The sequence below is a fragment of the Pseudomonas sp. 05N431 genome (assembly GCF_056397005.1).
The window spans coordinates 215,798-237,852 of record NZ_JBFTMN010000008.1 but is presented as its reverse complement, the minus strand read 5'-3'; the positions used below and the strand labels follow the sequence as shown (position 1 = coordinate 237,852).

Genomic DNA, 22,055 nt, shown 5'->3' with positions numbered 1-22,055 from the left:
CCGAGTGGAGGTGTTCATCAGGGGGTGGGCGCGCAGCGCCGTACGGCGCAGCCGGACACATCGAGAGGAGGTCGTCGCGAAGCAGACCGTAGGCGATGCCCCCTGATGGACACCGGAGCGAGGGAACGCCGAGCCTAGGCGAGGTGCCGTACGCTTGGGGCGAGCGTTTTTTTGCTTACTTTTTTTAGGCGCTTGTAAAAAAAGTGAGTCGCCGTCAGGCGAAACCCTAAGTGGCCGTTACCGCAGGAATGGATATGTACACCTGTAAGAGGTTGGCCGGCTGTCAGGCCGTCATCGCGGGCAGGCTCGCTCCCACAATGGATTGGGGTACATCTGCGGGAGATAGGCCGGCTGTCAGGCCGCCTTCGCAGGCAAGCCAGCTCCCACAGGTGAACTGTGTACATCTGCGGGAGATAGGCCGGCTGTCAGGCCGCCTTCGCGAGCAGGTTCACTCCCACAATAGTTGGACGAATACACCTTGTGAAACACCCGCTAACAACCGCCCCCCATTGAAACCACCCACCACCTGCCCCATCTATCCCTCATACCCCATTGCGCAGGTGCCCCATGAGCGACCAGCAAGAATTCCCGGAAAACCCGAGCGACTACGCCGACCCCGAAAACGCCGAACACCACACCTCAACAGGCAAAGGCCTGGCCCTGCCCGGCCAGAACCTGCCGGACAAGGTCTACATCATCCCGATCCACAATCGCCCGTTCTTCCCCGCGCAAGTACTGCCGGTGATCGTCAACGAAGAACCCTGGGCCGAAACCCTCGACCTGGTCGCCAAGTCCGAACATCACTCGCTGGCGCTGTTCTTCATGGACACCCCGCAGGAAGACCCTCGGCACTTCGACACCTCCGCCCTGCCGCTCTACGGCACCCTGGTGAAAGTCCATCACGCCAGCCGCGAAAACGGCAAACTGCAATTCGTCGCCCAGGGCCTGACCCGCGTACGCCTCAAGACCTGGCTCAAACACCATCGCCCACCGTACCTGGTGGAAGTCGAATACCCGCACCAGCCAAGCGAGCCGACCGATGAGGTCAAGGCCTACGGCATGGCGCTGATCAACGCGATCAAGGAACTGCTGCCGCTCAACCCGCTGTACAGCGAAGAGCTGAAAAACTACCTCAACCGCTTCAGCCCCAACGATCCGTCGCCACTGACCGACTTCGCCGCCGCCCTGACCTCGGCCACCGGCAGCGAGCTGCAAGAAGTGCTCGACTGCGTGCCAATGCTCAAGCGCATGGAAAAAGTCCTGCCGATGCTGCGCAAGGAAGTCGAAGTCGCGCGTTTGCAGAAAGAAATCTCCGCCGAAGTGAACCGCAAGATCGGCGAGCACCAGCGCGAGTTTTTCCTCAAGGAACAACTCAAGGTCATCCAGCAGGAACTGGGACTGACCAAGGACGACCGCAGTGCCGACGTCGAGCAGTTCGAGCAGCGGCTGGTGGGCAAGGTCCTGCCGCCACAGGCACAGAAACGCATCGAAGAGGAAATGAACAAGCTGTCGATCCTCGAAACCGGCTCGCCGGAATACGCCGTGACCCGCAACTACCTGGAATGGGCGACAGCGGTGCCGTGGGGCGTTTATGGCGAGGACAAACTCGACCTCAAACACGCACGTAAAGTCCTCGACCAGCACCACGCCGGGCTCGACGACATCAAGGACAGGATCCTCGAATTCCTTGCGGTCGGCGCCTACAAAGGTGAGATCGCCGGCTCCATCGTGCTGTTGGTCGGCCCACCGGGCGTGGGCAAGACCAGTGTCGGCAAATCCATCGCCGAGTCGTTGGGGCGGCCGTTCTATCGCTTCAGCGTCGGCGGCATGCGCGACGAAGCCGAGATCAAGGGCCACCGTCGCACTTACATCGGTGCGCTGCCGGGCAAGCTGGTCCAGGCGTTGAAAGACGTTGAAGTGATGAACCCGGTGATCATGCTCGACGAGATCGACAAGATGGGCCAAAGCTTCCAGGGCGATCCGGCCTCGGCGCTGTTGGAAACCCTGGACCCGGAACAGAACGTCGAATTCCTCGACCATTACCTGGACCTGCGCCTGGACCTGTCGAAAGTGCTGTTCGTCTGCACCGCCAACACCCTGGACTCGATTCCCGGCCCATTGCTCGACCGGATGGAAGTGATTCGCCTGTCGGGTTACATCACCGAGGAAAAGGTCGCCATTGCCAAGCGTCACCTGTGGCCTAAACAGCTTGAGAAAGCCGGGGTGTCGAAAACCAGCCTGTCCATCAGCGACAGCGCGCTGAAAGCCTTGATCGACGGTTACGCCCGCGAAGCCGGGGTGCGTCAGCTGGAAAAGCAACTGGGCAAACTGGTGCGCAAAGCCGTCGTGAAGCTGCTCGACGAACCGAAAGCTGTGATCAAGCTCGGCCCCAAAGACCTCGAAGCCTCACTCGGTATGCCGGTGTTCCGCAACGAACAAGTGCTGTCCGGTACCGGCGTCATCACCGGCCTGGCCTGGACCAGCATGGGCGGCGCGACCTTGCCGATCGAAGCCACGCGCATCCACACCCTCAACCGCGGCTTCAAGCTCACCGGGCAACTGGGTGATGTGATGAAGGAATCGGCCGAGATCGCCTACAGCTACGTCAGCTCGCACCTCAAGCAGTTCGGTGGCGACGCGAAGTTCTTCGACGAAGCCTTCATCCACCTCCATGTACCGGAAGGTGCAACGCCGAAAGATGGCCCAAGCGCTGGCGTAACCATGGCCAGCGCCCTGCTCTCGCTGGCACGCAATCAGCCGCCGAAAAAAGGCGTGGCCATGACCGGTGAACTGACCCTGACCGGACATGTACTGCCGATTGGTGGTGTGCGCGAGAAGGTGATCGCGGCGCGGCGCCAGAAGATCTTCGAACTGATCTTGCCCGAGCCCAACCGTGGCAGTTTCGAGGAATTGCCGGATTACCTGAAGGAAGGGATTACCGTGCACTTCGCCAAGCGTTTTGCGGATGTGGCGAAGGTGTTGTTCTGACAGTGATGTAGCGCCATTACCATCGCCATCGCGAGCAAGCTCGCTCCCACAGGGATAGTGATAAACCTGTGGGAGCGAGCTTGCTCGCGATGGCGTCAGCACTCACGACGCCAACTCTCCGGCCGTCCCAGTCGGGAGCGTCACACTTAGTCTCATCTTCGGTTATGCTCGCCGTTCGTCGTGAATACCGGAGCCGCTGACCTTATGTCCCCCACTCGCCTGTTGGTCCCCCTGAGCCTCGCCCTGCTGGCCGCCTGCGCCACTCAACCGAAACAGAACGTGACGGTGGAAAAACAAAGCGAATGCCCGGTGCAACTGAATAACGGGCAACACCTGATCCTGACGCTGCCGAGCAACCCGACCACCGGTTATCGCTGGGCGATCCAGGATTCGGCCGGTGGTGTGCTGCGGGCAATCAGCCCTGAGGTTTACAGCAACCCGGAGAACAGCGGGCTGGTGGGCAGTGGCGGGCAATCGACCTGGCGCTTTCAAGCGTTCGCCGCGGGTAACGGGCGTTTGCGTCTGACTTATCAACAGCCGTGGGAGCCGGAAGTCGAGCCTGCGCAAACCTTCGACTGCGCGATTTCGGTGAACTGATCATGGGCTGGCTGATTCTGGCGCTGATGGGCGCGGTAACGTTTCTCTACGGAGTGAGCGTACACGCCGCGTTGCTGTGCCTGTTGGTCAAACCGCTGCCCGTGTTAGCGCTACTCGGCTGGTTGCACGACGCTCCGCCCAGCGACTATCGGCGCTGGATCAGCCTAGGCCTGATGTTTTCCGTGCTCGGCGATGTGCTGCTGGCGTGGCCGGGGGATTTATTCGTATTTGGTCTGGGCGCGTTTCTGGTGGCGCACCTGGTGTACTTGAAAGCCTATTTGAGTGATTGCCGACGCTTGGCGCTGGTGCCGCTGATCTTCGCGCTCGGCGTCGGTGCCGTGTTGCTGGGGATCCTGATCAGCCATGGCCTGGGGCCGTTGCTGGTTCCGGTGATCGTTTACGGCGTGGCCATCAGCGCCATGCTCTGGAGGGCATTGGCCCGTTTGGGCAGCGACGTGCCCAAACGCTCGGCGCTGTTGGCGGCCGGTGGGGCGCTGGCGTTTGTGTTCTCCGACAGCGTGATTGGCATCAGCCGTTTTGTAGTGCCGTTCCAGGCGGCGCCCTACGTGATCATCCTCAGCTATTGGCTGGGGCAATGGGGGATTACCGCGTCGGCGTTCACCCAGAAACCGCACTGAATTCATCGCGAGCAAGCTCGCTCCCACATTTGATTTGTGCTGCACACAGGGTAAGTGCCCGACTCAGAACCATTGTGGGAGCGAGCTTGCTCGCGATAGCGGTTTCACTGACGACGCAAACTTCAGCGCATGCGGGCGGTTTATCAGACAACCCGCGCATCCACGCGCCAAGTTGGCTAAAATGCCGGCCTTTTCCACATCCGCCGCTGGAACCGCCGTGAGCAAAGAATCCGATCGCCTTTTCGCCCAGCCTTTGGCCCAGGTGCCTGACTTCGCCTTTAACGAGGACGTGGTGCGGGTGTTCCCGGACATGATCAAGCGCTCGGTGCCGGGTTACCCGACCATTGTCGAAAACCTCGGCGTGCTCGCGGCGCAGTTCGCCCAACCGGGTAGCGTGCTCTACGACCTGGGTTCTTCCCTCGGCGCGGTGACCCAGGCCCTGCGCCGTCACGTGCGCACCGACGGTTGCCGGGTGATCGCGGTGGATAACTCGGCGGCGATGGTCGAGCGTTGCCGCGAATACCTCAACGGCCAGGACTCGATGTTCCAGGAGCTGCTGCCGGTTGAAGTGATCGAAGGCGACATTCTCGCGCTGGAGTTCAAACCGGCCTCGGTGGTGGCGCTGAACTTCACCCTGCAATTCATTGCCCCGGACCAACGCCTGGCACTGCTCGGGCGCATCCGGCAGTCGCTGTTGCCCGGTGGTGCACTGATTCTGTCGGAGAAGCTGCGTTTCGAAGACGCCGAAGAACACACGCTGCTCACCGACCTGCACATCGCCTTCAAACGCGCCAACGGCTACAGCGAACTGGAAATCGCCCAGAAGCGCAGCGCCATCGAAAACGTCATGAAGCCCGACAGCCTCGAAGAACACCGCGAACGCCTGCTGGCTGCCGGGTTCTCGAAAGTCGTGCCGTGGTTCCAGTGTCTTAACTTTGCCTCGTTGATTGCCTTGCCATGATTGATCTGTCTCCCCTCGCCCGCCGTCTGGCCGGCACACCGCTGGCCGACTGGGCCAACACCCTGCAAGCGCAACTCGACGTAAAAATGGAAAAAGGTCACGGCGACCTCGAGCGCTGGCAGAGTGCGCTGGACGCTTTGCCGAAGCTCCAGCCGAGTGAAGTCGACCTGCTGAACGGCCTGACCCTGAACACCGACTGCGACGATGAAACCCGCGCGCAAATGCGTACCGCATTGATGGGCTTGTCGCCTTGGCGCAAAGGTCCGTTCGACCTGTTCGGCGTGCACGTCGACACCGAATGGCGCTCGGACTGGAAGTGGTCGCGGGTCGCCCCGCACCTGGACCTCAAGGGTAAACGCATCCTCGATGTCGGCTGCGGCAACGGCTACTACATGTGGCGCATGCTCGGTGCGGGTGCCGACAGCGTGATCGGCGTCGATCCGAACTGGCTGTTTTTCTGCCAGTTCCAGGCGGTGCAGCGTTACCTGTCGGAGCCCAATGCCTGGCACCTGCCATTTCCTTTTGAAGACCTGCCACCGAATCTGGAAGGCTTCGACACCGTGTTTTCCATGGGCGTGTTCTACCATCGCCGCTCGCCAATCGAGCATTTGCTGGCGCTGAAGGATTGCCTGGTCAAGGGCGGTGAACTGGTGCTGGAAACGCTGGTGATCGAAGGCGATGAGCAGCAGGTGCTGGTACCGGAAGACCGTTATGCGCAGATGCGCAACGTCTGGTTCCTGCCGTCGGTGCCGGCGCTGATGCTCTGGCTGCGCCGGGCCGGGTTCAGCGATGTGCGCTGCGTGGATGTCAGCGTGACCACCGTTGAAGAACAACGCGGGACCGAGTGGATGAAGTATCAGTCGTTGAGCGACTTCCTCGATCCCGAGGACCACAGCAAGACCATTGAAGGTCTGCCGGCGCCGATGCGCGCGGTGATCGTCGCCCGCAAGTAAAACACCATTCTCCTGATCACTGGAGATCCCCTGTGGGAGCGAGCTTGCTCGCGATAGCGGACTGTCATACAACATTGATGTTGGATGTTATGGCCTCATCGCGAGCAAGCTCGCTCCCACATGGGTCATGTGTTTAGTCTGCTGGTTTGGCGCGTCGGGCCTTGAAGAACTCGCTCAGCACCGTGCCGCACTCTTCGGCCAAGACCCCGCCTTCGACCAGCACCCGGTGATTGAGAAAGCCCTGGGTGAAAAACTGCCCCTGGCTTTGCACGATCCCGGCCTTGGGCTCCAGCGCCCCGTAGACCACCCGCGAAATCCGCGAATGCACGATCAAACCGGCGCACATGCTGCACGGTTCCAGCGTGACGTACAACGTGCTGCCCGGCAGACGATAGTTACTTACGGCCTGCGCCGCAGCGCGGATCGCGACCATTTCGGCGTGGGCGCTGGGGTCGCTGCCGCTGATCGGGCAATTGAAGCCGCGACCGATGATTTCACCGTCCTGCACCAGCACCGCACCCACCGGCACTTCGCCGAGGGCGGCACCTTGTGCGGCCAGCGCCAGGGCTTCGCGCATGAAGTCCTGATCGCGGCTACGGTCGATGATCTTCGCCGGGCGTATCTGACGCATCAGGCCACCTCGATCGCGGCCATCAGGCCGGTTTCCATATGGTCGATCACATGGCAGTGGAACATCCACACCCCCGGGTTATCCGCCACCAGCGCCACCTGGGCGCGTTCGTTCTTGCCCAGCAGGTAAGTGTCGGTGAAATACGGAATGATCTTTTTGCGGTTCGAGGCAATGACCTTGAAGCTCATGCCGTGCAAGTGAACCGGATGCTGGTACTGGGTCATGTTCTTCAATTCGAAAATGTAGCTTTTGCCTTTCGCAAGCTTGGCAATCGGGCGGTCGGCACAGGTTTTGTCGGTGATGTCCCAGGCCTTGCCATTGATCTGCCAGAGGCTCGGCGGCTTGCCATTATCGACGTTCACCGACACCGATCCAACCCACTCGAAATTGAAGTTGAGCTTCTCGGCATTGGCCAGGTCCGGCTCGGAAATCGGGTTGGCCGGCAGCGCCGGTGGCCACTGGGTTGGCGCGTCATTGTTGGCCACCGAACGCAAAGTGCCAATGCGCACCGGCCCGTTACGCAGCGACAATTCTTCACCCGCCGCTGGGGCCTTGATCGCCAGGCAAATGCGCATGCCCGGCCCCAGCCAGTATTCCTTGCCCAGCGGACGCGGCTCGATCGGGTTGCCGTCGAGCGCGTAGATCTGCGCTTCGACGCCGGGAATGTTGAGGCGGTAAGTCAGGGTGTTGTCGAGATTGAGCAGGCGCACCCGGGTGATCTGCCCGGCCGGTAAGTCGATCACCGGCAGTGGCACACCATTGATGGTCGCCAGACGCCCGGCCGTACCACCCCGCGCCGCTTCACGAGGAACGCTGAACGGCACGAACGCGCCCTCTTCATCGACGTGCCAGCTTTTCAGGCTGAGGGTCTTCTCGTACTTGAAACCGGTGGGCTCGCGCTCTTCGATGATCAGCGGCCCGACCAGCCCGCGCCCCAGCTCTTGGCTGCTGTTCACGTGCGGGTGATACCAGTAGCTGCCAGCGTCCGGCACGCGGAATTTGTAGTCAAAATACTCGCCCGGCAGCACCGGTAATTGCGAGACGTAAGGCACGCCGTCCATCTCCAGCGGCAAACGGATGCCGTGCCAGTGAATGGTGGTGGGCACCGGCAGGTGGTTGATGAAACGCACCCGCAGCCATTCGCCCTGGCGCACCCGTAGTTCCGTCCCCGGCGCCGACGGACCAAAGGCCCAGGCCTCGGTTTTGTGCCCCGGCACCAGCTCAACATCCAGCGGCGCGGCGATCAGCTCGTAGTCGTGACCCGCACTGGCGTCGGCCATTTTCCCCAGCCAGTAACGCGATGCACCACCGGCCCCGACGCCCACCACTGCCAAACCGGCCAGACCACCCAGTATTTGTCGACGGGTAAAGGACATGAACTCAACAACCTCACGTATCAGCAGCAGGCCTATGCCTGCAAAAGGCGAATACGATACACCTGCGGATGAGAAACAGTAAGGGCAACGCGGGTTTCCTATCGCAGGAGCAAAGCTCGCGATGAATAACTACGCCCGTCCCCGTACTCGTCCCCGTAGCAGCTGCCGAGCAGCGCGAGGCTGCGTTCGGCGGCGCAGCCGTCGTAGTCCGGCTGACGTGGTTTACCTGAAAGAACGCGGTGAGAGGTTTTGCGACGGCTGCGCCGCCGAACGCAGCCTCGCGCTGCTCGGCAGCTGCTACGGGAGATCGGGGGCGCAGATGTGCAGATTGCGCCTACAGTCCTGTGATCAAATGCACCACCCCACCCGCCAACGCCATCACCCCCGGTACACCCGCTGCACGCAAGGCTGTCGCGTCCAACAGCGCGGCATCTTTCAACTCCACCCGCACCCGCGTCAGGGCAACCCGCTGCTGCGACTTGAGATTGCTCGCCCCGCCTAGCGCGGCGACGACATTCGCAGCCAGGCCCGAGACAGGATGAGCAGCCACCTTCGGCTCATCCACCACCAGGTCTGGGGTCAATGCCTTCCAGAACACCCGTTGCATTTTCTCGAACATGTTCAGTTCTCCAACACCTGTGAAGTTTCGACCATCGCCTGCTGCTGCAAGCTCAAGGCCGCGCGGACCTGCTCGGCGCTTTCCAGCCCCAGCACCTGATGCGCGATGGCCTGACAGTCGCTGAGCTCAACCTCGCGAATCGCTGCCTTGATCGCTGGAATCAGCGGCACGCTGACCGACAGCTCATCCACGCCAAGCCCCAGCAACAGCGGCACTGCCAGAGTCTCCGACGCCAGCGCGCCACACACGCCGACCCACTTGCCATGGGCATGGGCGGCCTTCACGGTGCTGGCGATCAGGCGCAGCACCGATGGGTGAAAACTGTCAGCCTGACTGGCCAGCCGCGGGTGATCGCGGTCCATGGCCAAGGTGTACTGAGTCAGGTCGTTGGTGCCGATGGAGAAGAAATCCACTTCCGGCGCAAACAGATCCGCCATCAGCGCGGCTGCCGGGACCTCGATCATGATGCCCAGTTTCGGCAGCTCCTTGAGCCCCAGCGCCAGCGCCTCTTCTTCAAGCATCAGCCGCGCCAGGCGCAGCTCCGACAGCTGGCTGACCATCGGCAACATGATGTGCAGACGCGCCAGTCCGGCGCTGCTCAGAATCGCCCGAAATTGCTCGCGCAACAGTTGTGGACGCTCCAGGCACAAGCGAATCCCGCGCATGCCCAAAAATGGATTGGCCTCGCTGTCCATCGGCACATAGGCCAAGGGTTTGTCGCCGCCGACATCCAGCGTGCGCACCACCAGATTGCGTTGCGGGCCCAGTGCGCGGGCGATGGCGCTGTACGTTATCGTTTGCTCATCATGGCTCGGCGCACTGTGGCGCTCGAGGTACAAAAACTCCGAACGCAACAGGCCAACACCCTCAGCCCCGAGGCTCATGGCCTGCTCGGTTTCGGCCAGCGAAGCAACGTTGGCCGTGACTTCGAAGTGATGACCGTCACGGGTGACGGCCGCCCGTGCAGCGTTTTCCAGCTCGTGTTGATGACGCTGGCGTTGCTGCTGGCGCTTGGCGTGCAACTGCTCGATGACCGACACCGCCGGGTCCAGGTGCAATTCGCCCTTGTCCGCATCGAGCAGCACTCGGGTGCCACTGGCCAGCGACAGCACCTGCATCGGTAAACCACACACCGCTGGCAAACCCAGAGCCCGGGCGAGTATCGCCACATGGCTGGTGGCACCTCCGCCGACGGTGGCGAAGCCCAACACTTTGCCGGTATCCAGCGCAGCGGTCTGCGACGGCGTCAGTTGTTCGGCAATCAAGATCGCCTGATCCGGCAACTCCCAGACACCGTCCGGTACCCCGAGAATCAGCTTGAGCACACGCTGACCGACGTCCATCAGGTCCAACGCGCGCTCGGCGAGCAACGTGCTGCCCAGCGATTTGAACAGCGTAGCGGTGGCTTCAGTGGCGCTGTTCCAGGCAAACGCCGCGCTCTTGCCCTCAGCGATCAGGACCTGGGCCTGCTCCAGCAGGCTCGGGTCTTCCAGCAACTCCTGATGCGCCTTGAAGATGTCCGCCTGCGCCTCAGCGGTCGCGTTGTCACGCAAACGTTGCAGCGCCTGTGTCGCGTGCGTCAGCGCACGTTCCAGCGACTCGCGCTCCAGGTGTTGATCCGCAGCAAACTCAGGCATTTCCAGGGTGCGCTCAGCGACTTGCACCACGTACCCGAAGGCCGAACCCGCCGAAGCACAGACTCCGCGCAGCAGCTTCGTCGACACCTCTTGCGCCTGAACCACTGGCGCTACCACCGCCACCGGAGTCACAGCTTCACCGCAGCCATCCGCCAGCAATTGGGCCAGCGTGCTGATTGCCAATTCGGCATCTTCGCCCACCGCACTGACCTGCAACGCATCGCCGTGCACCGTCTGCAACGCCATGATCGCTACCAGCGACTTGGCGTTGGCGCTGTCCTGCTGCTTGTGCAGGCAAATGCTCGCCGTAAACCCTTTCGCCGCCTGGGCAAAGATCGCCGCCGGCCGTGCGTGCAGGCCATTGGGGTTAGGCAGGTGGATCGGTTTGGAGAACAGCGCTTCGCCCTCCTCCTGCGCAACAACGGTACGCGGATCGCCCAGGCTCAGGCGCAACACCGGCTGCGCACAGGCCACCAGACCGCTGTCCGGTGTCAGCAGACTGAAGGGCTCGCCGCTGACCACCAGCATCAAGGTCAACAGGCTGCGAGCATGCAGGGCGACATAGTCGGCATCGAACTCGATCAACGACTGCCCGGCCTCGACACGCTGGCCCTGCTCGACCAAGGCGCTGAACCCCTGGCCCGCGAGGTTCACGGTGTCCAGGCCAATGTGCAGCAACACCTGCACACCGCTGTCATCGGTGATGCTGATCGCATGGCCGCTGTGTTGAAGGTTGCTGACGACGCCGGCCAACGGTGCGCAAAGGACCTGCGAGGTCGGATCGATGCACAGGCCGTCGCCGATCACCCGGCTGGCGAACACCGGATCCGGCACGTGATCAAGCGGCATCAGCACCCCGGACAGCGGCGCCAGCAATTGCAAGGGTTGGGTTAGGGTCATGACTTCACCTGCGGTTTTGTTCTGTGTAGATACATTGAGCAGCACTGCACCCTGTAGCAGCTGGCGTAGCCTGCGTTCGGCTGCGGAGCAGTCGTGAATCCTGCACCCTCGGTCTGCCTGAATCACCGTGGTGCCTGATTTTACGACTGCTTCGCAGCCGAACGCCGGCTACGCCAGCTGCTACGAAAGCACGTTGAGCCTGCAGCTGATTACCGTACTTATTTCCACCAGTACTCGACCTGCAATCCGACGTTCGCACCATGCAGTGCCGTTCCGAACGCGCCGGTATCGGACAACGCCGAACCTTGTGCCAGTTCATTGGCCGCGCGCTTGGCCGCCTCGTTCCAGCTGGCATAGGTGTAGTACAAACGCACCTCGGGGCGCTCCCAGAACCCCGGACCTTTGGGCGACCAGGTCGGGGCAAAGGTGAACTTGCTCAGCTTGCGCGTACCGCCGGGCGCCTCGACCTGATCGTGCCCCAGCTCAGTCACCAGTTTGAATTGATCGGTGATTGCATACGCCGGACGAACGCCCAGGGAAATCCAGTTCTGGCCGTTACCGTCCGGGCGGATGTCCTTTTGATAGACCGCTTCGACCTGACCACCAAAACGCGGCGTCAGTTGCCAGTCGAAGAACTCCACCAGGCGGTAGCTCTTGTTGCGGTCATCCAGCCCCACGTCGCCGGTGTAGCCCAACCCGGTGCCGGGCCCTTCGCCGTATTGCAGCGCCAGTTTGTTCTTGCCGCCGAAAAAGTCTTTTTGCACATGTTGAGCGGTGATCGCCCACCCTGCGTGCGCGTCGCGACGGTCGGGCTTGTCGATGTAGCTCAGGCCAAACTCCAGCTCACCGCCAGGGTTGGTATCAAAGCCTGAGACGTTGAAGTCGTGTCGAGTAACGTAGTCCTTCTGGTACAGGTTGTCCTTGCGCGAAAACGCGTAGCTGTATTTCAGATCGCCAATTTTTACGTCCTCGACACCGCCGCCCGTAGCACTCTGGTTCCAGTAGTAGAAGTCGGAGATATGGATGTCGTTCCGCTTGTAGTAACGCCGACCAGCCCAGAGCGAACCGCCATTGAGGCTCGGCAAATTCGACCACTGCGCATACATCTGCGGCATCCGTACCGAGCCGTTGTCGCCCTGGAAGGTCAGGTTGCGGTCGTACTGGTTGTACAGCGAAGCCATGCCATCGACGCTGAGCACCGAGCCGTCATCGAGGGTCAGCAGGTTCTGACGCAATTCCAGCTCCGCGTACTGTTCGCACTCGTTACCCAAACGGTACTTCGACTCTGCGCCGGGCAGTTTGAAGCACGATTGCGAGCCGCCGTTGACCGTGCTCCCGACGCCGCTGCGCAGGTAACCGGCGAACTCCAGAGCGTGGGCCGAGAACGGCAATACCAGGCACACGCACGACGCTGCAAGGCTGCGATTTATTGTTGTTTTCAAGAGCCACCCCATTATTTTTATTGTGCTCATCCGGCAAAACCTGCGCGCAAAAAGCCCCCGCGCAGTGCTCTGCGAGTTGTTTGAAGAACGTGTTTTTTAGTGGTCGGTCAGGTGCAGAACGAACGACTCGTAAGGCCGCAGGAACAGCTGCTGCTTGCGCACCTCAGAGTCCGGGTAGTTGCTGATCACCAAGCGTTGCAACATGCAGTCGGTGATCACCCGCTCCGGCAGCTCGACTTCACACGCCGTGCCATAGAAGTTGTTCACCACCAACAGCCGCTCGCCGCAGCCTTCACGCAGGTACACCCAAACCTGTTTGTGCGCGGGCAAGAGCTGGCGATACACGCCGTCCTGGATCAGCGGTTCGCTGCGGCGCAAGGCAATCAGCTGGCGATAGTGGTGCAGCACCGAAGTCGTGTCGTCGAGCTGGTTTTCGACGTTGATCTGCGTGGCGTTGGCCGGCACGCCGATCCACGGCTCGGTGCTGCTGAAACCGGCATTGGGTAACGCGCTCCACTGCATGGGAGTGCGACTGTTGTCGCGGGACTTTTGCATGATCGCGGCCATGCTCGAGGCCTCGGACTCGCCCGCCTCGCGCTTGAGGCGGTAGATGTTCAGGGTTTCGACATCCCGGTACTGCTCGATGCGCTCGAAGCCCGGGTTAGTCATGCCCAACTCTTCACCCTGATAGATGAACGGCGTGCCCTGTAAAAAGTGCAGTGCGGTGCCGAGCATCTTCGCCGAGACCACCCGATGTTCACCGTCATCGCCAAACCGCGACACCACGCGCGGCTGGTCGTGGTTACACCAGAACAGCGCATTCCAGCCGCCGCCGGCCTGCATCCCGGTCTGCCAATCGGAAAGGATGCGCTTGAGTTCGAGGAAATCGAAATCAGCGCGAACCCATTTCTGCATATGTGGGTAATCGACTTTCAGGTGATGAAAGTTGAAGGTCATCGACAGCTCTTTGGAGTCCGGTCGCGAATAGCGGATGCAGTGCTCAAGGCTGGTGGATGACATCTCGCCGACGTTGATCAGGTCATGGCCTTCGAAGACTTCGCGGTGCATTTCCTGCAAGTACTCGTGCACGTTCGGGCCGTCGGTGTAGAAGCGTCGACCGTCGGTGTTGTCTTCGGGGAAGTCCGCCGGTTTTGAGATCAGGTTGATCACGTCCAGACGGAATCCGCCCACGCCTTTGTCACGCCAGAAGCGCATCAGCTTGAAGACTTCAGCACGGACCTGCGGGTTGTCCCAATTCAGGTCGGCCTGGGTGTGGTCGAACAGGTGCAGAAAGTACTGACCGGTTTGCGCCTCGTATTCCCAGGCCGAACCGCCGAACTTCGACTCCCAGTTGTTCGGCTGATCGCGCCAGATGTAGAAGTCACGGTACGGGTTATCGAGGCTGCTGCGCGCTTGCTGAAACCAGGTGTGCTCGATGGAGGTGTGGTTGACCACGATGTCGAGCATCAGCTTGATCCCGCGCTTGCCGGCCTCGGTAATCAGCAACTCGCAGTCGGCCATGGTTCCGTAGCTCGGGTCGATGGCGTAGTAGTCACTGATGTCGTAGCCGTTGTCGCGTTGCGGCGAGCGCAGGAACGGGGTGATCCACAGGCAGTCGACACCCAGCCATTGCAGGTAATCGAGCTTGGCCATCACCCCGAGCAGATCGCCCGTGGGGTTGCCGGCGTGGCTGTGAAAACTTTTCGGGTAGATCTGGTAGATCACCGAACGCTGCCAGTCTTGCATGGCGCAAATCCTTTAATTGGTTTTGTACTGACCCTGAGGGCCTCATCGCGAGCAAGCTCGCTCCCACAGGGTTTCGCATTCCAATGTGGGAGCGAGCTTGCTCGCGATTGCGATCTGTCAGGCAACGCGATACCCGGGCCGAACGATTTTCATGCTCATGCCACAGGTCAAAACAAACGGCACGACCATGGCGATGACCATCCCGACAATGAACATCGGAATGAACTGCGGGATGATCGAGATGAAACCGGGCAAGCCACCGACACCGATTGCCGAGGCCTGAACCTTGTTCAGCGAAAGGAACATGCAGCCCAGCGCCGAGCCGATCAGTGCGGCGTAGAACGGAAACTTGTAGCGCAGGTTGACGCCGAACATCGCCGGTTCAGTGATGCCGAAATAGGCGGAAATCGCCGAGGTCGAAGCCATGCTTTTGTCCCGTGCGCTACGGGTCATATAGAACACCCCGAGCGCCGCGCTGCCTTGTGCAAGGTTGGACATGACGATCATCGGCCAGATGAACGTGCCGCCCTGGGTCGAGATCAGTTGCAGATCCACCGCGAGGAACATGTGGTGCATGCCGGTGATCACCAGCGGTGCATACAGCAGACCGAATATCGCCCCGCCGAGCATCGGCGCCAGGTCGAACAAGGTCACCACGCCTTCGGTAATCAGAATCCCCAGGTGACGGGTCACCGGACCGATCACGGCCAGCGCCAACACCCCGGTCACGACGATGGTGGTAATCGGCACCACCAACAGTTGAATGGCATTCGGCACCCGTGCCCGCAGCCATTTTTCAATGACGCTCATGACGTAGGCGGCCATCAGGATCGGCAGGATCTGGCCCTGATAGCCGACCTTCTCGATCTTGAACCAGCCGAAAATATCGAAGTACGGCAGGCTCTGGCCGTCCAGCCCGGCCACTGCTTTGCCGTAGTTCCAGGCGTTGAGCAGGTCCGGGTGAACCAGCATCAGGCCGAGCACGATGCCGAGGATTTCACTGCCGCCAAACCGCTTGGCCGCCGACCAGCCAACCAGCGCCGGGAGGAACACGAACGAGGTGTTGGCCATCAGATTGATCAGGCTCCAGACACCGTCCAGTGTCGGGTAGGCCTCAAGCAGGGTCTTGCCGGCAATGAACATGCCTTTGGCGCCAATCAGGTTGTTCACGCCCATCAGCAGGCCGGCAATGATCAGCGCCGGCAGAATCGGCATGAACACATCGGAGAACACCCGCACCAGACGCTGCATGGCGTTGGTCTTGTCGGCGCCCTTTTGTTTCACGTCGGCGATGGTCGACGCGGCGAGACCGGTCTGCTCGCGCAGTGCGGCGTAGACCTTCTCGACTTCACCAGGACCGATGACCACCTGAAACAGGCCGCCGGTGAAAAACGAGCCTTTGACCAGGTCGATCTGGTTCAGCGTCGCGCTGTCGACCCGCTGCGGGTCTTTGAGGGCCAGGCGCAGACGCGTGACGCAATGCGCGGCCTGTTCGAGGTTGTCAGCGCCACCGAGGCTATGAAGCAGCTCGCTGGCGATAGTCGCATAATCGTGGCTCATGCTTTTTCATCCACTGTGTTTTTTTGTTGTTGGCAGCATGCCGAAGCGAAAAGTACTCGTCTGTACGAGTTATTGCAATAACTCGTACAGACGAGTTTCAATTTGTTTACTCACAAGCCGACCAGTGGCCCTATTTCCGGCAGCTACGATCACCCCGCCATCAGCGCAATAGACAAACCCTCACGCGTTCCCTAAGGTTCCTGCCTTGAGCACAACGCAGCCACTACCATGAGCAAATACAACCAGATCTACAGCGATCTGCTTGCCAGCATCACTACCGAACGTCTGGAACGCGGCGCGCGGTTGCCTTCCGAAACCGAATTGATGGACAGCTACCAGGCCAGCCGCGGCACCGTGCGCAAGGCTATCGAACTGCTTCAGGAACGCGGCTTCGCCCAGAAAGTCCACGGTAAAGGCACCTTCGTACTGTCGACCAACCCGATCGAATTCCAGCTCGGCGGCATCGTCAGTTTTCAGGAAACCTACCCAAGGCTGGGCAACGACGTCAGCACCGAGGTCGTGGAGTTTGAACAGATTCCCCTGCAAGGCGCCTTGCTCGAACACTTGCAAGCCGAAGAAGGCAGCCTGATCACGCGGATCAAGCGCATACGGCGAATCGATGGAAAAAGGGTCATCCTGGACATCAACCACTTTGTCGCCGAGCTCATTCCGGGGCTGAACCGCGAGATCGCCGAGCACTCGATCTACGCCTTCATCGAGCAGACTCTGCAACTGCAAATCGCCTACGCCCAACGCACCATCGAAGCGATGCCGCGGAGCAAGGATGACCAGCAGCACCTGGACCTCGACGGCCAGAGCCATGTGATCGTGGTCAGCAACCAGACCTTTTTGCAGGATGGCCGGCAGTTCGAGTACACCGAGTCGCGGCATACCCTGGACAAGTTCTACTTCTCGGACGTGGCGCGGCGCTGACAAAGCGCAACACTTTCGAGGTCTGCACATAACTATGTAGCGCCTCTCTGCTGAGCGAATGGGAAATCCTGACTACCCATTTCTCAAGGAGAGAGAGCACATGAACCCAACTGAAACCCGCCCCCTGCCCAACGCCGCAGACAAGGCCGCCCTGAAGGTAATCGCCAGCCACGTCGTCAAGGCCTGCCCGAGCCTGCAGGATACAGCCCACGAGATCGCCACTGATCTGCTCATAAAATACGGTGTCGTCGGCCTCGATCCCGACCAGGTCTATTTCCATCGATTCAAGGCCGCTCAAAGCAGCTCGAAGTCCTTCACTGGCTGGATGCACCTTTATGAAAAACCCTATGAATCCTTGACCCTGACGCAGTTGGTTATTCACCGGTTTCGCGCCACCGATCAGGACAATGCCGATCTGCTGGATCTGTACGGGGGGTTCTACACGGATGGACCCAATAGCGATAATTTCAACGAAACCAACGAGGTGCGCCTGCATGGCAACGAAGTTCTGAAGGACTTCTGGAGTATCAATTTCAGCGACGTTTATCGTAAAAAGATCCAAACATTCTGGGATGATTTTGCCGATGAATTCCGCACACTGGCCAAATGCAGTTTTCTCGACAAAGCCGTTGAAGCGCGCGACAACTGGCACTTGTCCGACGATGATTTTCAAACGGTGGTCAAGGCTGTCATCGGCCCACTGACCTGGCCGGTCAGCCTGAAGATGCTGCAAAGCACCACACCGACCAGTGAAGGTGCACGGGTTTGCGCGCTGGATATCGCCGGGCACGTGGCGACCAACATCCTGCGCATCATTGACCCCAAGGGCAGGCAGATTCTGTATGTGCCGGGCGAGGAAGACGCATTTCAAGTACTCGATACCGAGATGGCCATGTGTTGGTGGGCGATGTACAGAATGAACGACAAGGAGCTGCGGGACGCACTCTTGAGTCATTTCACGTTGGCCGACCGCCAGGCAATCACCGACAACCTGACTGATCTCAACAAAAGCCTGGAGGCCAGCTGGCGTCTCGCGAACTATCACATGATCAACCAGAAAGACCTGAAGGTGACAGGCGATGCCTTCAGCTGGTTACGTGACTCTACCCGGTCGGCGATGTTCGCCGAGGCTGACCTGACGTTGACCTCCAATGGCGATCTGCGCAAGAAACTGTGGATCGGTTACCTGAGTGCCGGCTTGCGAGTGTTCGGTCCGATGGCAGCCGTTGGCTGGCCTGTCGCACTGCCCGTGATCGGTGCCAGCCTGGCCAACACGGGATTGAACATCGACCAGGCCGTCAATGGCAAAACCGCGTCCGAGCGAAAGCAAGGGGTGATCGGAGCCATCCTCAGCGGTATCGATACCCTGCTCAACCTTCCGCTCCTCAAGGGCGTCGGGTCGATGGCAGAGGTCGGCGCTGAAGTGGAGGCTGCCGAGGCCAGTGAAATGGCCGAAGTATCGCAAGGAACACAGCCGTTGGAACCCCCTGTGTCACCGGAGGAACAGGTCACTCCACCAGAGGAAACGCCGGCAGCATTGCCCCCCATTGGGGAAGTGATGCCGCCTGAAACAGTCGCCCGCCCTGAAATACCCCAGGAATATCAGTGCAATGAATTGCTCGAAGGAGAAACGCCGGTCACCGAACCGGGAAAATTCCAGGGTATTTACAGACTCGAATCCGATCCGCCTTACGCCATCTTGTTGGACGACACCGCTTATTACGTACGTTACTTCCCCGACAGCCGTGGGGGCGGCTTCTGGGCGATTGTCGACCCCGTACGACCCAACCAGTTCATCAATTCATTGCCTGTGCGCCTGAATGCGGAAGGGGCTTGGGAGCGACTGCCAAGACTGAGGCTGAAGGGCGGCGGCCAATGCCTGGGCAAAGAGTGTGTAGTCGAGGTGGAACTTCAGGAGCTTGGTCAGGACCCGGCAGGAGCGGAAGGTGGAGCTCCTGCCAATGGGCAGTCGCAACCCTCGACATCAACGGGTTCACGACTGGTTACAACGTCTTATGATGTAGCACCGAGCGCCAGGGCGTCGCTCAGAAAATGGGCAATGGGCCTTCCAGAAACCCATGTTCGCGTTCAGCTTGGCCCGGGGGGCGCACCATTTATCGCTGATCGGTATGCACCGAACTTCCTGGACCAAGCCCGTGCACTCCAGACGTCTGCCAGACGTTTCTACCAAAATCTTCCTTGGGCCAATCTGCCGCCGCGCCCGGAGATACCGCCAGTGGACAGTTCGACCACGATTGATGCGCTGATTGAGCATGTTTTCAATGTGGCGCCTGGGCTGGTAATCGGTGAAACACTGGACCGGATCACCAGCATGCGCCTGATGATCGAGAACATGCCGTCCTTCGCTTCACAAGGGGTCAAAACCATTTACGTACGTCGCTTGCTCAGCGATTTTGCCCAGACGGATCTGAATCAGTACTTCGATTCTGGTGTCATGTCCGAGGACCTGCAGACGTACCTGACCCGGCTTGGGACTGACCCCACGGAACGGTTCAATGAGCTGCAGCTGGTAAAAACCGCCAGACAAAATGGCATTCGTATCCAGGCGACCGAATGTGCAGCCAACTACAAAAAACCGTCAGCCTTGTTGCCGACAGATGAGCAGATGATGACCAGCTATCTGACGAGCGACATCATGTTCTCGGACAAAGTACTCAATCCGCCCGGCAAATGGGTGGTGTTGACCGGCGTTGAAAATACCAGCACGTTCCGAGGGCTGGCGGGACTCAGCGAACTGGAAGGCGGCATCGGTTTACGTATAGAAGAAGTCAATCCAGGAGAAGCCCACGGCATCGAAGCCGACCCTGGCATTGAAATTGATCGGGGCCCCTTTGTCGCAAATGCTGTCGCACCAGGGACGGTTCACATGCAAGGGACGTTCGATATTTTTCACGCCGACCTGCGCCTGCAACTGGAAGCCCCTCCCGTCAGCAGGACGGCGCAGCAGACAGATAAACTGCTTTATCGTAAAGGGATGTACGTGTTCGAAAAGACCGGGGAAGCCTACAACCTGGTTCACCGAAGTCAGTCAGATGAGATCATCCGGACCGCCGTAGAGTCGACAGCTGACGGCCACTATCAAATCATTCGCCCTTCATGGCCTAGCGTCAGCGGCATTCCTTTCCCCAGCATCGAACAGCTGTCCCGGGGTCTTAACAGCATGGGGTTGAGTCTGCAGAGCCGGATTCCAGCTTAAGACGGATAGCGAAGCGCAGCCATTCCCATCCTGAAAAGACGGGACTCGATATTTCGAGTCCCGCCATCTTTTTTCGATCACTCAGAGGCAGCAGCTTTCCTACCCGCCGGGCACAACAAAAAGGCCGTGTGAAACACTGTTTCACACGGCCTTTTGTGCTGCCTGCGCTCAAGCCATCAAGGCCTGTGCGGGATCATTCCCACTCAATGGTCGCCGGCGGCTTGCTCGACACGTCATAAGTGACGCGGGAGATGCCTTCGATTTCATTGATGATCCGGCCGCTGACGGTTTCCAGCAGTTCGTAAGGCAGGTGTGCCCAACGCGCGGTCATGAAGTCGATGGTTTCTACCGCACGCAGGGCGACAACCCAGGCGTAACGACGACCGTCACCCACCACGCCAACCGATTTCACTGGCTGGAACACCACGAATGCCTGGCTGACCTTGTGGTACCAGTCGGCTTTACGCAGTTCTTCGATGAAGATGTGGTCGGCGCGACGCAGCAGGTCGGCGTATTCCTTCTTCACTTCACCAAGGATCCGCACGCCCAGGCCCGGGCCCGGGAACGGGTGACGGTAGACCATGTCGTACGGCAGGCCGAGTTCCAGGCCCAGACGACGGACTTCGTCCTTGAACAGCTCGCGCAGGGGTTCAACCAGCTTGAGGTTCATTTCTTCCGGCAGGCCACCCACGTTGTGGTGCGACTTGATCACGTGCGCCTTGCCGCTTTTCGCGCCAGCCGACTCGATCACGTCCGGGTAGATGGTGCCTTGGGCCAGGTACTTGATGTTGTCGAGCTTGCAGGATTCGGCATCGAACACGTCGATGAAGGTACGGCCGATGATCTTGCGCTTCTTCTCAGGGTCGCTTTCGCCTGCCAGGTTACCGAGGAACTGCTCTTCGGCATTGGCGCGAATAACCTTGACGCCCATGTTCTCGGCGAACATGGCCATCACTTGCTCGCCTTCGTGCAGGCGCAGCAGGCCGTTGTCGACGAAGACGCAGGTCAGTTGGTCGCCGATGGCTTTGTGCAGCAGCGCAGCAACCACCGAGGAGTCAACGCCGCCGGACAGGCCGAGCAGTACGTTGTCGGTGCCGACCTGGGCGCGGATGTTGGCGATGGCGTCTTCAGCAATCTTCGAAGGCGTCCACAGGGCTTCGCAGCCGCAGATGTCGAGGATGAAGCGCGAGAGGATGCGGCCACCCTGCTTGGTGTGGGTCACTTCCGGGTGGAACTGCACGCCGTAGTAGCCGCGAGTATCGTCGAACATGCCGGCAATCGGGCAGCTCGGGGTACTGGCCAGGATGTGGAAATCCTGTGGCATTTTGGTGACCTTGTCACCGTGGCTCATCCATACGTCGAGACCGAACAGGCCATCAGCGTCGATGTGGTCTTCGATGCCGTCCAGCAGACGGCTCTTGCCTACGACGTCGACACGAGCGTAACCGAACTCACGCAGCTCGGAACCTTCAACCTTGCCGCCCATCTGCTCGGCCATGGTCTGCATGCCGTAGCAGATACCGAAGACCGGTACGCCGAGGTCAAACACGGCTTGTGGTGCGCGTGGGCTGTCGGCGACGTGTACGGACTCGGGGCCGCCGGCGAGGATGATCCCTTTCGGCGCGAATTCGCGAATCGCTTCGTCGTCCATGTCGAACGGGTGCAGTTCGCAGTAAACACCGATTTCACGCACGCGACGGGCGATCAGCTGGGTGTACTGGGAACCGAAGTCGAGGATCAGGATGCGGTGAGCGTGAATGTCGAGGGCCATGATTCAGTCTCGTCTAAGTAATTCAAAAACAGTCGTGATTCAGAAACAACTCGGGGCTGAATAGAACAGCCCCGGTTGCTTAACGA

General features: G+C 60.1%; 15 protein-coding genes. 7 read left to right on the top strand and 8 right to left on the bottom strand.

The window, feature by feature from the left end:
• The first annotated feature begins 567 nt into the window (after positions 1–567).
• The 5 genes from lon (at position 568) to cmoB (ending at position 6,137) form a co-directional block, all read left to right on the top strand.
• The gene (gene lon, locus AC1DIG_RS16435; protein WP_477768133.1) at positions 568–2,988 is read left to right on the top strand and encodes an endopeptidase La; all 2,421 of its coding nucleotides are present in this window, start codon (positions 568–570) and stop codon (positions 2,986–2,988) included.
• A gap of 204 nt (positions 2,989–3,192) precedes the next feature.
• Positions 3,193–3,585: a protease inhibitor I42 family protein gene (locus AC1DIG_RS16430; RefSeq protein ID WP_477768132.1), complete on the top strand. Its 393-nt coding sequence runs from the start codon at positions 3,193–3,195 to the stop codon at positions 3,583–3,585.
• A gap of 2 nt (positions 3,586–3,587) precedes the next feature.
• On the top strand, positions 3,588–4,223 hold the full coding sequence (locus AC1DIG_RS16425; RefSeq protein ID WP_477768131.1) for a lysoplasmalogenase: 636 nt from the start codon (positions 3,588–3,590) through the stop codon (positions 4,221–4,223).
• A gap of 181 nt (positions 4,224–4,404) precedes the next feature.
• Complete coding sequence (cmoA, locus tag AC1DIG_RS16420) at positions 4,405–5,184, top strand: carboxy-S-adenosyl-L-methionine synthase CmoA (RefSeq protein WP_477768130.1); 780 nt, start codon at positions 4,405–4,407, stop codon at positions 5,182–5,184.
• Positions 5,181–6,137 (top strand): tRNA 5-methoxyuridine(34)/uridine 5-oxyacetic acid(34) synthase CmoB, encoded by a 957-nt coding sequence (gene cmoB / locus AC1DIG_RS16415; RefSeq protein ID WP_477768129.1) that lies wholly within the window; start codon positions 5,181–5,183, stop codon positions 6,135–6,137. Before cmoA ends, cmoB begins: the two co-directional genes overlap by 4 nt.
• A 133-nt stretch (positions 6,138–6,270) precedes the next feature.
• Here cmoB and tadA read toward each other — a convergent pair whose 3' ends face one another.
• The 7 genes from tadA to treP all read right to left on the bottom strand — a co-directional run bounded on the left by tadA (position 6,271) and on the right by treP (position 16,048).
• Positions 6,271–6,768 (bottom strand): tRNA adenosine(34) deaminase TadA, encoded by a 498-nt coding sequence (tadA, locus tag AC1DIG_RS16410; protein WP_477768128.1) that lies wholly within the window; start codon positions 6,766–6,768, stop codon positions 6,271–6,273.
• Positions 6,768–8,144 carry a multicopper oxidase family protein gene (locus AC1DIG_RS16405; RefSeq protein ID WP_477768127.1) on the bottom strand — a complete coding sequence of 459 codons (1,377 nt, stop codon included), beginning with the start codon at positions 8,142–8,144 and terminating at the stop codon, positions 6,768–6,770. The genes tadA and AC1DIG_RS16405 overlap by 1 nt, the downstream gene beginning before the upstream one ends.
• Before the next feature lie 334 nt (positions 8,145–8,478).
• The gene (locus tag AC1DIG_RS16400) at positions 8,479–8,763 is read right to left on the bottom strand and encodes a PTS sugar transporter subunit IIB (RefSeq protein ID WP_477768126.1); all 285 of its coding nucleotides are present in this window, start codon (positions 8,761–8,763) and stop codon (positions 8,479–8,481) included.
• A 2-nt stretch (positions 8,764–8,765) separates the two neighbouring features.
• On the bottom strand, positions 8,766–11,300 hold the full coding sequence (ptsP, locus tag AC1DIG_RS16395; protein WP_477768125.1) for a phosphoenolpyruvate--protein phosphotransferase: 2,535 nt from the start codon (positions 11,298–11,300) through the stop codon (positions 8,766–8,768).
• Between the two features lie 218 nt (positions 11,301–11,518).
• Positions 11,519–12,742 carry a carbohydrate porin gene (locus AC1DIG_RS16390; protein ID WP_477768124.1) on the bottom strand — a complete coding sequence of 408 codons (1,224 nt, stop codon included), beginning with the start codon at positions 12,740–12,742 and terminating at the stop codon, positions 11,519–11,521.
• Between the two features lie 96 nt (positions 12,743–12,838).
• Entirely contained in the window at positions 12,839–14,488 is a 1,650-nt protein-coding gene (gene treC / locus AC1DIG_RS16385) for an alpha,alpha-phosphotrehalase (RefSeq protein ID WP_477768123.1), read from the bottom strand.
• 117 nt (positions 14,489–14,605) lie between these two features.
• Positions 14,606–16,048, bottom strand: a complete 1,443-nt coding sequence (gene treP / locus AC1DIG_RS16380) for a PTS system trehalose-specific EIIBC component (RefSeq protein WP_477768122.1) — start codon at positions 16,046–16,048, stop codon at positions 14,606–14,608.
• 228 nt (positions 16,049–16,276) lie between these two features.
• On the opposite strand from treP, the gene treR reads away from it, so the two are divergent.
• Positions 16,277–16,981 (top strand): trehalose operon repressor, encoded by a 705-nt coding sequence (treR, locus tag AC1DIG_RS16375; protein WP_477768121.1) that lies wholly within the window; start codon positions 16,277–16,279, stop codon positions 16,979–16,981.
• Between the two features lie 100 nt (positions 16,982–17,081).
• Complete coding sequence (locus AC1DIG_RS16370; RefSeq protein WP_477768120.1) at positions 17,082–20,198, top strand: membrane-targeted effector domain-containing toxin; 3,117 nt, start codon at positions 17,082–17,084, stop codon at positions 20,196–20,198.
• Positions 20,199–20,391: 193 nt separating this feature from the next.
• On the opposite strand, the gene guaA is transcribed toward AC1DIG_RS16370, so the two are convergent.
• Positions 20,392–21,969, bottom strand: coding sequence for a glutamine-hydrolyzing GMP synthase (gene guaA, locus AC1DIG_RS16365; RefSeq protein ID WP_145015141.1), 1,578 nt, complete (start codon positions 21,967–21,969; stop codon positions 20,392–20,394).
• Positions 21,970–22,055 lie beyond the last annotated feature (86 nt).